The organism is Nocardia sp. NPDC023733, from assembly GCF_040639775.1.
In the GTDB taxonomy this organism is placed as follows: Bacteria; Actinomycetota; Actinomycetes; order Mycobacteriales; family Mycobacteriaceae; genus Nocardia; species Nocardia rosealba.
Window position 1 is genome coordinate 317,076 of sequence record NZ_JBFAAN010000006.1, and the last position, 14,255, is coordinate 331,330.

Below are 14,255 nucleotides of genomic sequence, written 5' to 3' on the forward strand. Positions count from 1 at the left end.
CCGTGCGTTACTGCTTCTCGATGCGATCGAGGTAGACCCGACGCACGTCGTCGTCGACCCGGTTGATCGCGGCGTCGTCGTGAGCGGCCTTGCGCACCAACCGGATCAGCGATTCCGGCAGCAGCGTGGCGGCGTTCGCGGCGACGCCGACATACGACGGAACCGATGTCTCGGCGGCCCGGGTCTTCACCGTGCGGACCACGGCGGCGGCGATGTCTTCGGGCTCGACCGTCGGCAGAATTCCCACGTCGATCCCGGAGCTCAGTTCGGTGCGCACGGCCGAGGGCAGGACGGTACTCACGCTCACCCCGGTGCCATCCATCTCGAGCCGGGTCGCCGCACTGAGCCCGACCACCGCGAACTTGCTCGCGTTGTACACCGCCAGGCCCTTGAGCGGGAACTTGCCCGCCAGCGATGCCACGTTCACCACGTGGCCGTAACCGCGTTCCACCATGGCCGGTAGCGCCAGCCGCATGCCGTGGATGACCCCGTAGACGTTGACGTCCATGGTGAGCCGGTCGATGCGCTCGGACTGCTCGAGGAACGGCGCGTTGGGCATCACGCCCGCGTTGTTCACCAGCACGTCGAGCGGGCGGCCGTGCCAGTCGACTGCGGCGTCGAGAAACCGTGCGTAGGAATCCTTGTCGGTGACGTCGAGCGCGTGTCCCATTGCCCGGTCACCGAATTCGGCCGCTGCCTGCACGACCAGCGCCTCGTCGAGATCGCCGAGCGCCACCCGCGCACCCGCCGCCACGAAGGCACGTGCGGTGGCCAGGCCGATGCCACGCGCCGCGCCGGTGATGGCGACGAGCGCGCCGTCGAGTTCGATCTTCGGATAGCTCATGACAGCACCTTGCTCTCGGTGACGGTGAAATCGGCGGGATCGAACGAACTGACCCGGCTCCTCAGGGCCCCGGTCGACCACGGCCAGCTGAAGCTGTTGCGCCCGTTCACATCCAGGTAGTAGCTACTGCAGCCACCGGAGTTGTAGACGGTCCCAGGCAGGGCGGCCTGCACCTCGTCGACATACCGGGCCTGCACCTCCGGGCGCACGTCCAGCACCGGCCAGCCCTCGCGGCAGGCACGGGTGACCGCCGAAACCAGGAAGGTGATCTGGGCTTCGAGAACGGCGAACGCCGAGGAGTGTCCGGTACCGAGGCTCGGTCCTAGGATGGAGAACATATTGGGGAAACCGGTGGTGACGGTACCGAGGTAGGCCTCCGGTGAACCCTTCCAGTGGTCGGCCAATGAGCGTCCGTCGGCGTCGCGCACGATCTCGCCCAGCGGGGAGTCCAGGATGTGGAAGCCGGTGCCGAGGATGATCGCGTCGACCTCGGCACTGCTGCCGTCGGCACCGATCACCGTGTTGCCCCGGATTTCGGTGACGGCGGTGGCGTGCACGTCGACATTGGGTTTGGTGAGCGACTGTAGGTAGTTGTTGGAGAACAGGATCCGCTTGCAACCGAGCAGGTAGTCGGGAGTGAGCTTGGCCCGCAGCACCGGATCACGCACCACCGCACGCAGATACGCCGAACCGATCCCCTGCACCGCCTGCATGAGCGGACGCGGATGCCGGAAAGCCACTCCGAGTCCCTCCATCATCGCGTACTCGACGCCACGTAAAGCTTTGTGCGCGAACGGGAACCGGCGCATCACCTGCTTCTCGATGCCCGGCACCGGATGGTCCGGCTTCGGCAGCACCCACTGCGCGGTGCGCTGGAACAGGTGCAGTGCGGCCACCTCGGGCTGGATCTGCGGCACGAACTGCACCGCCGACGCACCCGTTCCGATCACCGCGACCCGCTTCCCGCGCAGGTCGTAGTCGTGATTCCAGCGCGCCGAATGGAAGACCTCGCCCTCGAACTCGTCCAGGCCGGTGATGTCGGGGAAGCGCGGTTCGTTCCACGGGCCCGCCGCCGAGACGACGAAGCGCGCCGTGAATTCGCCGGAAGTGGTGTCCAGGCACCACAATTCGGCTCCCGCGTCCCACTGGGCGCCGGTCATCGTCACCCCGAAACGGGTGCGCTCGGCGAGGCCGTGCTCGCGTGCCACCCGGTCCACATAGGCGAGGATCTCCGGCTGGGTCGCGAACAGCCGCGACCACTCCGGGTTCGGCGCGAAGGAGAACGAGTACAACCCCGACGGCACATCACACGCGCACCCTGGATACGTATTGGCCCGCCACGTCCCCCCGAACGTCTCGGCCTTCTCTACGATCACCACATCGTCGACCCCCGCCTCCCGCAACTTGACGGCGGCGCCGACCCCGGACACCCCCGCCCCGATCACGATCACCTCATGGTGCTGAGTCATCCGGCTCTCCTTCTTCGCAGAATCTCGGGTCACTGTGTGCTCGTCATGTGCATGAGCTCATGGGCCGGGCACCGCACGCCGATGGCCGCGGCCCGCGCCCGCAGGCGACCGGGCACCTTCCGGCGGCCGGGGCCTGCCGCGCACCGAGTTCGTGCTCTGATCTGCGAGCTACCGATCATCGCGCGAGACTCGCGGTGCGCAGTGCTTCGTGCACGCGGGCGTGGGCATTGGCGCGGGCGGCGGCGAGGGTCGCCGGGCGGCGACGGGAATCCATGAAGTTGGGGCCCATCGCGGCCAGTTCGGCGGGGCCCGGCTCGACGCGGATCACGCGGACGCCGTTGTCGCGCAAGAGCTTCACCTCGCGGTCGAGGCCGCGGGTCATCTGGGTGCGCAGGAGGCGTTCGATGCGGTCGAGGCCGGTGGCCGGGACGCCGCCCGCGGAGGTCATCGGGGCGACCACCACCACTTCGTCGAGGTCGAGTGGGAGCAGCAGGTCGGCCGAGACCGAGGAGACGGCTCCTCCGTCGACGTAGTCCCGGCCGTTGATCCGTACCGGCGGGAACCAGCCGGGGATCGCCCAGGACGCGGCGATCGCGTCACCGAGGTCGACAGGAGCGCCCTCGGCGGGCCGATGCAGCGAATCGGCCTCGAACCCGTTGGCACCGAAGGCGATCCGTTGCCCGGTCGCGGCGTCGGCAGCCACCAACCAGGTCGCGGGGTGATCCACCCAGCCGTCGGCATCGGCGAGCTCCCGGCCGAACGAGCGGAGCCAGCTCGCGTCACCGCGTCCGCGTGGCAGCAGCCCGGCCAGGGCGCTGTAGGCCGAGCCCGCGCGGAGTCCGGCACCGATCAGGCCGAGGTTCGGCAGGCCGATACCGGGCAGCGGTGGGAACTTGCCGGGGTCGACGGCGATGTGCGCCGCGAGTACCGGGTCGGCGTCGGGCTCGGCGTCGAGGGCTGCCACGAGATCGGCCGGTGTGCGGCCGGAACCGAGGGCGGCCACGATCTCCGCCCCGGCCGAGGTCCCGATCAGCACGTCGGCCGATCGAGCATCCCAGTCCAGCGCGCGTTCGACCGCATGGAGGGCCACAGCGGTCCAGGCGAACCCGAGGACACCACCGCAACCGATGGCAAGGCCACGTCGAGTGCTCATGATCCAGATACTAACGGTATTCGAATTCCATCGGTACCCCTTTTTGCTAAACTGCCGCATATGACCAGGCTGACGCGCAAAGAGTCCCATGCACGGACGCGCGAAAGTCTCGTCGAGACCGCCAAACGCCTGTTCCTGGCCGACGGTTACAACGTGACCTCCCTGGAGAAGGTCGCCGCCGAGGCCGGCTACTCCAAGGGCGCGGTCTACTCGAATTTCGCCACCAAACACGAACTCGGCCTCGCCGTGCTCGATGTGGTGCACGTGGAGCGGGCCGAATCCCTGTCGGCCGCGATCCTCGGACCCGACACCATGGCCGAACGGATCGAGGGCTTCGCCCGCTGGGCCGACGAGAACATCGGCGACGTCGGCTGGACAGCCCTGGAGGTCGAGTTCGCCACCAGCACCCGCCACCTCCCCGATATCCGCACCGAACTGGCAGAACGCCGCCGCTCCCTCACCGCCGTCCTGGCCTCCCTGATCGAAATCCAGACCGCCGAACTCGGCATCACCCTCCCCGTCCCCGCCGACGAAGCGGCCCTGCGCATGCTCGCCCTCGGCATCGGCCTCGGCGTCCAGCGCGCCATCGACCCGGAGATGCCGGTAACCGCCCTCGTCGACATGCTCCGCGAACTGACCATCGTCCGAACCAGCTGATTCGATCCGCTACCGGGCACCCAAGCTCGAACCGAACCACGTCGATCCAGTGGGCCGCGGTCGGCGAAAATCGGTAGACACCTCGGCGACTTCTCCATGCCATAGCCGGTGCCGTAACAGTCGTCGTTTACAAGGCGGACGGCAGGCAGGGCGCGCTTCCGTCCCCCGAGTCGCGATGGACGAGACTGTTCGTATCCGGCCGAATCCGCAGTCGCGCCTGAAGGTCTAGTTCACGGGGGGACAGATGGTCTACGAATCTGCTCAGCGGGTCGGGCCCTGCGACCGGTGTGGTGCAGAGGTGTTGAGCGTAGTCAGTGAAACTGTTAACGCTGCAACGTTCGGGTGGGCCATCGAAGGCTCTTGTAGCGAATGCGAACACATCTGGCATGCCAGTGGGAGCGGTATTTCGGCGGAGGTTCGCGCCGCGATCATCGCCGACAACGGTCCGAGCGGGCTGCGGATTGTGGATCCGGATCCCTCGGTGGGCGCGGTGATGCGGGTGATCCGCAGCCGGGAATCGTTGCCGCTCCATGAGCTGAGAGCTGCGGCTGAGAATCTGGTGGCGAACGGGCGTACGGGGACACTCGCAGAGATGTCGCTGCTCCGAGAGCGATTGGAAGATCAGGGTGTCCGGGCCGAGGTCGTCTTCGCGACGCCGCGACCATCCGGACGCACGATCAGCCTTGTCAAGCGCGTCGTCTATCTCGTTCCGCCTAAACGGCTCAGTGACCCGGACACCCGGACGGCACTGGTTCCCCACAGCCTGACCGAAGCAGAGGCCGAGCTTCTGGCCGGGTACCTGGAATCGGCGACCGTGCTGGCGATAGCCGCGAGCAGGGTTCCGGATCGATTGACCGGGCGCCTGCTGTTACCACTGGGCGTCATGACCGATGGGGAATGGGTGTGGAATCTCGACTGGGCGGACTATGTTCGGGCCTATCGCGTGGACCCGTCCCAGCAATTCCGTGACCACGCCCGCAGCCGCAATTACGCCCCGGTCGAGCTCGACGACGACCGCCTCCAGCAGATCGCACGCACCCTCGGCGTTCCGGGGTAACGCGAAACGCCCTGTCGATCAGGCGAAGACACGGCGTGGTTGTGCCCCCGTCAGCAACACGTTCGGCGCGATGATCGTGACCGACCCGTCCCGACAGCCTGATAATCGGTTCAGCACAAGGGGTTGTCGGTGTGCAGGATTTGTTCAGCGAACCATTGAACTCGGGCCGAGGTGATTCCGGTTCGATGCTCGACGGCCAGGGGTGATCGGTGGTCGCTGCGGTGAACAGCCCGTCACCAGTCGCGCCCGGCCAGCAGTTCCTCGGAGTCCGCATTCGGGAAGCCGTAGGCCGATGCGATCGCACAGAAGTCATCGGCGATCACTTCGCGTGCGACCGTCTCGATTTCGCTGCCGGCCGCCTCGAACTCCGCCTCCAGGTCGTTGAACTCCGCTGTGGCGCCCTGGGCGAGGACGTACAGGGCCGCCAGATCCGACGGCTGTTCCGACTCGATGGTCTCGCACAGGCGCAGCAGGACGGCCTTGCACCGGTCGAGCACGGCATCGGGATAGTACGGGTCTCCGTACATCTCTCGCAGGAACGGATGCCCGGCGATCTGACGGTTCGTGATCGGCATGCGTCGATCATGCACGGCACCACCGACAATCGCGCGGTCACCGATCATCGGTAGATGGGCGAGCGCATCAGGATTGGTGTCAGGCCGCCATCAGCAGTGCGTTGGGTGCGGTCATCGTGGTGCGCGGCATAGCGGGGGCGGCGATGCGGCGGTCGCCGCCGACGACGACGGCTGTGCGTCGGCGCATCATTTCCGCCACTTGGCCGACGAGGTCACCGACGCTGGTGCCCAGTGCACCGGCCAGGGCGGCGATCATCTCGCTGGAGGGTTCCTTGCGGCCGCGTTCCACTTCGGAGAGGTACTGCGGGGAGATGCCCGCGCGGCCCGCGGTGTCGACCAGCGTCGAGCGCTGCTCTTGGCGCAGGGTGCGCAGCCGTTCGCCGAGGGCCTCGCGCCACAGCGGTTCGGGGCGTGCCCGCCGCTCCTCGCGCCCGCCTGGAATCACCCGCAAACCCTTGTGCTCGCCCATGCTCCGAGCGTAAGGACTGCCGGCGCGACACACCCGGTTCTTCTGCTGTGGGCGTAACTCAGCGGCACTGACACCGCCGCTCGCGTCGATCCGACGGCATACGCGTCAACGGGTGATGCCGAAGCGGGTATCGACCCAGCCGAGGGCGTCGGTGAACGACGCGGAGATGATCTCGCTGTGGTCGACGCCGTCGTATTTGCGGTAATCCACCGATTGACCGCGCATCTGCTGCTGGGCCACCATCGCGTCGATCGACTTCAGCGGAACGGTGTGATCGTCGCGGCCCTGCAGCACCAGGACCGGTTCGGTGAAACTCAACCCGCTCGGGTCGTTGTCGTCGAGGACGCGCAGCAGCTCGGACAGGTCACCATCGCGCTCGAGAACGTCCTTGACCGACAGCCCACCCCATTTGCCCGATTCACTCAGGGCCGCCGCACAGTCGGTCTCTACGAGAGGCAGCATCGACACCGCACGCTCGGTGAGGAACCGGGCCGGGTCGAGCTCGGTGACGGTCTGCGCGCCGCGAACCAGCATCGGCAGATACACCGCCAGCCCGCCGGTCCCGACCGAACCGAGCGGGTTCGACACCGCCCACTTCGCCATGCGCACCTGTTCCGCCAGATGGGACGCGGGTGCGAGCGCCACCGCACCGAGCAGATCGACCGCAGGAGCCCAACCGCCCGACGCGCTCGCGGCGAACAGGGCCGCGTGCCCACCCTGGGAGTGGCCCATCGCCACCCAGCGGGCACCGATATCACGGTTGAATTCCCTTGCCGCGACGACGATGTCGGCCACGGCACGCTGCTCGGTCTCCCCGATGAGATAGCCGTGGCCGCCGGGTGTGCCAAGACCCTGGTAGTCGGTGCGGGCCACCGCGTACCCGGCGGCGACCCAGCGGGCCAGCTCGTCCCTCGTCGGTGACGCACCGTCGGCCCGCGAGGGCGCGCACACGTCGGCGACGCCGTTGGTGCCCGGCGCGAAGGAGATCAGCGGCCAGCCGCCCACCGGCGGCGTCCCCGGCGGCACCGATACCGTTCCCGAGACGGCGACCGTCGCGCCGTGCGCGTCGATCGAGCGATAGAGGATCAGCTCCGTGCGCGCACCCGGTACGGCATCGGGCAGCGAACGGGTGCGGATCACCGAACCCCGTGCGCCCGGCAGGGTTTCACCGTCGGCCGTATAGAAGTCCGAGGTCGGTGCACCGGCGGCGGGTTCGGTGTCGCGGAACGAGTCGTCGACGCAACCGACGGTCGACAAGCAGGTCACCGCTACCGCGGCGACGATCCGAGCCAGAGCTGTGCGCATGATCCCCCTTCACCGGCGACCGGCCGTGCCGGCCGCGAAAGCCGCCGCTCAGGGTACTCGATCACGCGCGGACGGCCGGGCGGGTGCCCGGCCGTCCGCAGTGTCTCAGCGCAGGACCCGGCCGAGGAAATCACCGATCAGCGTGGCGATCTCCGGGCCGTGTGTTTCGAGGGCGAAGTGCCCCGCGTCGAGCAGGTGCAGTTCGGCGTCGGGCAGATCGCGCAGGTAGGCGCGGGCGCCGTCGGCACCGAAGATCTCGTCGTGCTCGCCCCAGGCGATGAGCGTCGGGGGACGGTGCTCGGCGAAGTACTTCTGGAATTCGGGGTAGCCGTCGAGGTTGTTCTTGTAGTCGGCGAACAGGTCGAGCTGGATCTCCTTGTTGCCGGGACGGTCCAGGTAGGCCTGGTCGAGAGTCCAGGTGTCCGGGCTGATCAGCGACAACCGGTCGGCCGGAACACCATGGGTGTACTGCCATTTCGTCGCGTCGGCCTCGAGCAGCTTGCGCACCTCCGGTTCGTGGGCGGCACGGTCGTTCGCGTGGGCGAACAGCGGCTCCCAGAACGGTGTGAAGCCCTCCAGATAGGCATTGCCACTCTGGGTGATGAGGGCGCTCACGCGTTGCGGGTTGCGTGCGGCGATACGCAGGCCGATGGGGGCGCCGTAGTCCTGGATGTAGAGCGCGAACCGGTCCACGCCGAGGGTGTCGAGCAGTTCGAGGGTGAGGGCCGTGAGGTTGTCGAAGGTGTAGTCGAACTCGTCGGCCGTCGGCATTCCGGACTGCCCGAAGCCCAGATGGTCGGGCGCGATCACGTGATAGTCGGCGGCGAGGGCTGGGATCAGGTTCCGGAACATCGCCGAACTCGTCGGGAATCCGTGCAGGAGAACAACTGTCGGTGCCGACGGGTCACCCGCCTCGCGGTAGAAGATGGACTGGCCCTGGATCTGGACCGTGTTGTGACGAACCTTGCTCATGATGGATCTCTCTTTCTCGGTGGGTATTTCGGAGGTTCAGACGGTGACCGGTTCGCGACGGCGAACCGGTGCGACGAGGACAGCGGCGGCAACGGTGAACACCACGGTGAGTGCGAAATAGCCGCGGTAGCTGTCGGTGAGCGCGTGGATCACGGCGGCGACACCCAACCCGGCGGCGGCCGACAGCTGATGAATCACCCAGGCGGGAGCCAGGGTTCGGCCCATGCGCGCCGGATCGAGTCCACGCGACACGATGGCCATGGTGGGCGGGATGACCGGGAAGGAGGCGATGCCGAACAGCACCGCGACCAGCACCAGCGAACCCGGCACGAACACCGCGAGCAGCAGCGCGGCGAGTCGCACCATGAACAGGATCCGCAGCAAGTCTTCGGGTCGGTGACGGCACAACAGCGGAACCAGCGCGGCGGAGGTCAGCCCGGCCGCGAGCGCCGCGACAGCGACCAGCCTGCCCGCCCCGGTGACCGACCACCCCAGTTCCACCGCGTGCTTGGGCAGCATCAGCACGACCACGTACAGGGTGGCGGAGTGTAATCCGAACGCCACCAACATCTTCCACCGATCCGCAAGCGACTCCCCCGCACCGGCCACACCGGTGGCTCGCTGATCGTCGGGCAGCAGCCGCCACAGCACGGCCGTGACGGCCAGGCCGACGGCGCCGAGCAGGGCGAAGGTGGCGCGCACACCGATCGGCTCGAACAACGCGGTCGCCGCCCACGGAGTGACGAGTTGACCCAGATTGATGCCGATCGCCGCCCGCGCCATGGCAGGTCCCACCTGCGCGCCGTGCGCCCGCCCGAGCAGCGTGGTGACCGTGAGCGTGGACGCCGAGGCGAACCCGAGCCCGCCGAGCACCATGTACGCGGCGACGAACTGCCAGGTCTGGGTGACCACGGCCAACACGAGATAGCTGCCCGAGATCAGGCCGAGCCCGCCGATCAGCACCCGCTTGGGCCCGAGCCGATCGAGCAGCCGCCCGATTCCCTGCTGCGCCACCCCGGTGACCGCCGTCCCCAACGCGGCCGCCACCGCCAGTGCCGTCGCCGACACCCCGTACGACGCGGCGGTCGGAGCGAAGAACACCCCCATGGTGAAGTTCAGCCCGAACGACACGGTCATCGCCGCCAGTCCCGCCCAGGCCAGATTCTCTCGCCGCATGCTCGCCACTTCCTAACCAGTGAAAGTTGTTTCACCGGTTAGAAGTCGACAGCCGTCAGGTTGATTCCCGATGCGCAGAAATTTCTTCCCCGAAACACGAACGGCGCGTTCACCTCTGAAGGTGAACGCGCCGGTGCGCGGAGAAAGGGACTAGCGGCCGATAGCGGCGGCCATCACCCGGACAGCCGAGATCAACCCGTCGATCAGGTTGCCCTGACGGAAGGAAGCCAAGGCGGCGGTGACGCCGAGCTGGCAGATGCGGTCGTTGGCGCGCTCGGCCACGGCGGCACCCGAACGGACCTCAACGGCACCCTGGTTGGGCGAGACCGCGATGAGCACCGAGTCGGCGGACTCGGGGGTGTTCGGCAGCAGCGCGTCGGCGCCCGCGGCCGGGTCGGCACCCAGGTCGCCGAGGTAGATGTTGAAGCGCACCTTCGTGGCGCGGGTGGCGTCGGTGAGCGCGTTGTCGAGGGCGACCCGCTCACGATCGGTGAACGGCACCTCGTCGAACACCGTGCCGGGCTCGTGCACACCGGAGACGCGGCCACTGCTGGTCAGCGCGTACCCGTGCGGCAGGTCGGCTTCGACAACCGCGGGCCAATTAGAACTTGCCACTTGCCCGGCCTCCGATCAGCTCCGCGTGCGCGGGTTCGAGAACCGCATGGCTGCCATGCGGTTCGGCGTGGTGGTGACCGGACGCAGCGGTCACCTCGTCGGTAGCGCTCCACAGCACCGGCGGGTGGGTCCACTTCTGCCCGAGCTCGAAGTGGGCCGGCTTCTCACCGGGCAGTGGCTTACCGAGATAGGACAAACCCGCGATCGCGAAGTAGATCGCGGCCGGGATGCCGACGAAGATCAGCACTGTCTCGAGAATGCTCACGAGTGAAACGTTAGACGATGCTGTGTAGTAGTTCATCCTCCGGTCGTCGGAAACGCGCGTGTCAGACCAACCAGGCCGCTGCGTTCGCGGGCAGGCGGTCGTCGGCCACCGGAGCGCTGGACAGCAGCAACTCCCCCGGCGGCAGCTGAATCGGCCCGTCGGAGGCGTTGAGCACGCACACCAGCCCACCCGGACGGCGGAATGCCAGACACCCCGCGGGACTGCCGTACCAGTCGATCTTCTCGCCCGTGAATTCCGGCCGGGTACCGCGCAGATCGATCGCCAGGCGGTACAGCGACAACGTGGAGTGCAGGGTTTCCAGCTGGGCTTCGACGGTGCGGTCGGCCCACTCGGCGGGCATCGGCAGCCACGGCGCACCCGTGGTGAAACCGAACGGCGGCGTACTGCCCTCCCACGGAATCGGCACCCGGCACCCGTCGCGACCACGCTCGGTGTGACCCGAGCGTTCCCACACCGGATCCTGCAGCGCTTCCTCGGGCAGATCGTCGACATTGGGCAGCCCGAGCTCGGCGCCGTTGTAGACGAATACCGCACCCGGCAGCGCCAATTCGACCATCATCATCGCCCGCGCCCGGGCCACCCCGGTCTTGCCGCCGCCGTAACGGGTGACCTCGCGTTCGATGTCGTGGTTGGACAGGGTCCAGGTGGGTGGGGCACCGACCGCGCTCACCGCCTCGAGCGAATGGGTGATGGCGGTGCGCACGTCCTCGGCGGTGAAGGCCGCCTCGGCCAGCCGGAAGTTGAACGCCAGATGCAGTTCGTCGGGGCGCACGTACTCGCTGAAGCGCACGTTGTCGTCGACCCACACCTCACCGATCGACACCGCGTGCGGATAGTCGTCGAGCACAGTGCGGATGCGGCGGTGGATGGCGTGCACACCGGGGTTGTTGAAGCGGGGATCGTCGTCGTCGTGCACCAGCATCTTGGTGTCGACTTGTGCCATGTCGGGCAGGCCCTCCGGCTTGGCCATGCCGTGGGCCACGTCGAGACGGAAACCGTCGACCCCGCGATCGAGCCAGAACCGCAGCGTCTTCTCGAAATCCGCGGCGACGTCGGGGTTGTCCCAGTTCAGGTCGGGTTGTTCGCGGGCGAAGATGTGCAGGTACCACTGACCGGGGGTGCCGTCGGGTTCGGTGATCCTGGTCCAGGCCGGGCCGCCGAAGATGCTCGGCCAGTTGTTGGGCGGCTCGGCGCCGTCTTCGCCGCGACCGTCGCGGAAGATGTAGCGGGCCCGTTCGGGACTGCCCGGTGCGGCTTCGAGCGCGGCCGCGAACCACGGATGCTCGGTGCTGGTGTGGTTGGGCACCAGATCCATGGTGACCTTGATCTCCCGATCGTGGGCCTCGGCGATGAGTTCGTCGAGGGCCTCGAGGCCACCGAAGAGCGGGTCGATGTCGCGGGGATCGGACACGTCGTAGCCGCCGTCGGCCTGCGGTGAGCGCATCACCGGACAGATCCACAGCGCGTCGACACCCAATAGCTCGAGGTAGCCCATCTTCTCGCGCACACCGCCGAGGTCGCCGACCCCGTCACCATCGGAGTCGGCGAACGAACGCGGATAGACCTGATAGAACACGGCGGTTTTCCACCACGGAGCGGTGCTGTTGTCCCCCGGCACCGGCGAGGCAGGTGTCTGTGTCACAACCGCAATATTGCCAAAGAACGCCCACAATATTCATGCGGCGCGAGACTTTCTTCGAATCCGGCAAATCGCCAGCGTTCGCCACGCCGGACGGAAACATCGCGGTAAACCGGGGCGCAGGTCCGAAATCGGGCCGCTACCTGGACGTCATCAGCGAATCCCGGGCGTCCCGGGCTCAGTGCGGAGCGTTCTGCAACGAGGCCGCTGCCATCTGGAAATAGTCGAGCATCGCCTTGCGGTGCTCGGCGTCCAGGATCGACGGTTCGATCTCGTCGACGGCGATCCGCATGCAACGCAACCACGCGTCCCGCTCGAGCGCCCCGATGACGAACGGATGATGACGCATCCGCAGCCGGGGGTGGCCGCGCTCGTCGGAGTAGGTGCGCGGCCCACCCCAGTACTGTTCGAGGAACATCCGCAACCTGCGTTCGGCCGGCCCCAGATCCTCCTCCGGATACAGCGGGCGCAGGATCTCGTCGGCAGCGACCTCGCGATAGAACACCGACACGATGCGGCGGAAGGTCTCCGCGCCACCCACCGCGTCGTAGAACGAGGTCGTTGTCTGCTCACCTGAAGTCACGCGCTCCATTGTGCCCCGAGCGCGTGCCGGGCCTTCAATCACAGTTCACCCGAAAGTTTGAAAAATAACCGTGCAATACGGGCTCAACCGTGGTCAACTGGGGGACAGTATCGGCCCCAGATACCACATGATCCTGCCAATCATGAAATTGAGGTCACACAATGAAGCAGCGGCCAAGCGCCAGGTCACACGAGGCGCGCGCGCACCGACAACTCCAGCCCGCCGACGTCCACAATCGTGGCTCGGGGGCTATTCCGCTGCACATCTTGTCCGATCACCATCCGGGCGCACACGGTCTGCACGACCTGCCGCATCGCCCCGCGCCACTGCATCTCGCCGGCGATCACGACGCCGCCGCCTGGCGTAAACGCCGGGTGCTGCTTCTCAACGCCACCTACGAACCACTCACCGCACTGTCCGCTCGCCGCGCTGTCGTTCTGCTGATCTGCGCGAAGGCCGACGCGGTCCACGACGATCCCGCCGCCCCGGTCCTGCATTCGGCGGGCGCGACGGTTGCCATTCCCTCCGTTATCCGACTGCGCACCTATGTGCGCGTCCCCTACCGTGCCCGGGTGCCGATGACCCGGGCGGCACTCATGCACCGCGACCGCTACCGCTGCGGCTACTGTGGCGGCAAAGCCGAAACCATCGACCACGTCATCCCGCGCAGTCGCGGCGGGGAGCATTCGTGGGAGAACTGCGTGGCCAGCTGCGCGCCGTGCAACCACCGCAAAGCCGACAAGATGCTGACCGAACTGGGCTGGACGCTGCGTCATCCGCTGGTCTCGCCCAAGGGCCCCCACTGGCGGTTGCTGTCGACCACCGCCGACCTCGACCCGCTCTGGTTGCAGTACCTGGGCGAAGGGGCCGCCTGATCAGGCGCTCTCGATGACCATCGTGGCCCACGTGCCCGGCTCGAGAGCCTCGAAGACGTGCGGGAGATCACCCAGGTAGCGGATGTAGTCACCTGGGCGCATCTCCACGGGCTCGTCGGCGGGACCGACGATGGCATGACCGGCCGCGAGGACCACATGCTCGACCACACCGGGCGTGTGCGGTTCCGAGCGACGAATCTGACCGGGTTCGGCCGCGATCCGGTACACATCGCAGCGCGTGTGTGATTGGCCTGCCGCGAGCAGCGTGACGCGATAATCCGCATCGGCCGAGGGCACCTGCGAACCCTCGTCGGCGCGGATCACCTGCACGTTCGGGCGCGGCGGATCGAGCAGTCGCGAGAACGGCATCTCCAGGGCGACACACAGCGCCCACAGGGTTTCCAAGCTGGGATTACCGGTGCCCGATTCCAGTTGCGACAGTGTGGACTTCGCCACACCCGCGCGGCTGGCGACCTCGGTGAGCGACAGGCCGGCGCGGGCGCGTTCTCGTCGCAGGGCCGCCGCGATCACCGCTTGGGGTGGTCCGGCGACCGGGTCCTGCCGGTCCATCAACGCCTCC

At 67.6% G+C, this 14,255-nt stretch carries 16 protein-coding genes; 3 read left to right on the top strand and 13 right to left on the bottom strand.

The features are described from left to right. Nucleotides 1–7: 7 nt before the first annotated feature. The 3 genes from AB0F86_RS23640 to AB0F86_RS23650 all read right to left on the bottom strand — a co-directional run bounded on the left by AB0F86_RS23640 (nt 8) and on the right by AB0F86_RS23650 (nt 3,466). Nucleotides 8–844 carry an SDR family oxidoreductase gene (locus tag AB0F86_RS23640; RefSeq protein WP_225280990.1) on the bottom strand — a complete coding sequence of 279 codons (837 nt, stop codon included), beginning with the start codon at nt 842–844 and terminating at the stop codon, nt 8–10. Further along, nucleotides 841–2,313 carry an NAD(P)/FAD-dependent oxidoreductase gene (locus AB0F86_RS23645; protein WP_356985188.1) on the bottom strand — a complete coding sequence of 491 codons (1,473 nt, stop codon included), beginning with the start codon at nt 2,311–2,313 and terminating at the stop codon, nt 841–843. Before AB0F86_RS23645 ends, AB0F86_RS23640 begins: the two co-directional genes overlap by 4 nt. 175 nt (nt 2,314–2,488) lie before the next feature. After that, a complete protein-coding gene (locus tag AB0F86_RS23650) occupies nt 2,489–3,466 on the bottom strand; it encodes a patatin-like phospholipase family protein (protein ID WP_356985189.1) in 978 nt (325 codons plus the stop codon). A 60-nt stretch (nt 3,467–3,526) separates the two neighbouring features. Between AB0F86_RS23650 and AB0F86_RS23655 the strand changes: the two genes are divergently transcribed. Then, the gene (locus AB0F86_RS23655; protein WP_181697904.1) at nt 3,527–4,123 is read left to right on the top strand and encodes a TetR/AcrR family transcriptional regulator; all 597 of its coding nucleotides are present in this window, start codon (nt 3,527–3,529) and stop codon (nt 4,121–4,123) included. 301 nt (nt 4,124–4,424) lie between these two features. Beyond that, nucleotides 4,425–5,180, top strand: coding sequence for a hypothetical protein (locus tag AB0F86_RS23660; RefSeq protein ID WP_356985190.1), 756 nt, complete (start codon nt 4,425–4,427; stop codon nt 5,178–5,180). A 233-nt stretch (nt 5,181–5,413) separates the two neighbouring features. Here AB0F86_RS23660 and AB0F86_RS23665 read toward each other — a convergent pair whose 3' ends face one another. The 9 genes from AB0F86_RS23665 to AB0F86_RS23705 form a co-directional block, all read right to left on the bottom strand. Further along, nucleotides 5,414–5,803 (bottom strand): DUF5713 family protein, encoded by a 390-nt coding sequence (locus AB0F86_RS23665; protein WP_356985191.1) that lies wholly within the window; start codon nt 5,801–5,803, stop codon nt 5,414–5,416. 31 nt (nt 5,804–5,834) lie between these two features. Next, complete coding sequence (locus AB0F86_RS23670) at nt 5,835–6,224, bottom strand: helix-turn-helix transcriptional regulator (RefSeq protein ID WP_181697900.1); 390 nt, start codon at nt 6,222–6,224, stop codon at nt 5,835–5,837. Nucleotides 6,225–6,329: 105 nt separating this feature from the next. Further along, nucleotides 6,330–7,529, bottom strand: a complete 1,200-nt coding sequence (locus AB0F86_RS23675) for a lipase family protein (RefSeq protein ID WP_356985192.1) — start codon at nt 7,527–7,529, stop codon at nt 6,330–6,332. A 105-nt stretch (nt 7,530–7,634) separates the two neighbouring features. Continuing rightward, on the bottom strand, nt 7,635–8,501 hold the full coding sequence (locus AB0F86_RS23680) for an alpha/beta hydrolase (protein ID WP_356985193.1): 867 nt from the start codon (nt 8,499–8,501) through the stop codon (nt 7,635–7,637). Nucleotides 8,502–8,537: 36 nt separating this feature from the next. Next, nucleotides 8,538–9,677, bottom strand: coding sequence for an MFS transporter (locus AB0F86_RS23685; protein WP_356985194.1), 1,140 nt, complete (start codon nt 9,675–9,677; stop codon nt 8,538–8,540). Nucleotides 9,678–9,827: 150 nt separating this feature from the next. Beyond that, nucleotides 9,828–10,292: a DUF5130 domain-containing protein gene (locus tag AB0F86_RS23690; RefSeq protein ID WP_067486151.1), complete on the bottom strand. Its 465-nt coding sequence runs from the start codon at nt 10,290–10,292 to the stop codon at nt 9,828–9,830. Further along, a complete protein-coding gene (locus AB0F86_RS23695; RefSeq protein ID WP_067486150.1) occupies nt 10,279–10,557 on the bottom strand; it encodes a hypothetical protein in 279 nt (92 codons plus the stop codon). Before AB0F86_RS23695 ends, AB0F86_RS23690 begins: the two co-directional genes overlap by 14 nt. Nucleotides 10,558–10,618: 61 nt before the next feature. After that, nucleotides 10,619–12,220 carry a glycoside hydrolase family 13 protein gene (locus AB0F86_RS23700; protein ID WP_356985195.1) on the bottom strand — a complete coding sequence of 534 codons (1,602 nt, stop codon included), beginning with the start codon at nt 12,218–12,220 and terminating at the stop codon, nt 10,619–10,621. 175 nt (nt 12,221–12,395) lie between these two features. Beyond that, nucleotides 12,396–12,809, bottom strand: a complete 414-nt coding sequence (locus AB0F86_RS23705; protein ID WP_067486149.1) for a globin — start codon at nt 12,807–12,809, stop codon at nt 12,396–12,398. 152 nt (nt 12,810–12,961) lie between these two features. Between AB0F86_RS23705 and AB0F86_RS23710 the strand changes: the two genes are divergently transcribed. After that, the gene (locus AB0F86_RS23710; protein WP_225280980.1) at nt 12,962–13,675 is read left to right on the top strand and encodes an HNH endonuclease; all 714 of its coding nucleotides are present in this window, start codon (nt 12,962–12,964) and stop codon (nt 13,673–13,675) included. Here the strand turns inward: AB0F86_RS23710 and AB0F86_RS23715 are convergent, their stop codons facing one another. After that, complete coding sequence (locus tag AB0F86_RS23715; RefSeq protein WP_067486951.1) at nt 13,676–14,245, bottom strand: XRE family transcriptional regulator; 570 nt, start codon at nt 14,243–14,245, stop codon at nt 13,676–13,678. Nucleotides 14,246–14,255: the final 10 nt, after the last annotated feature.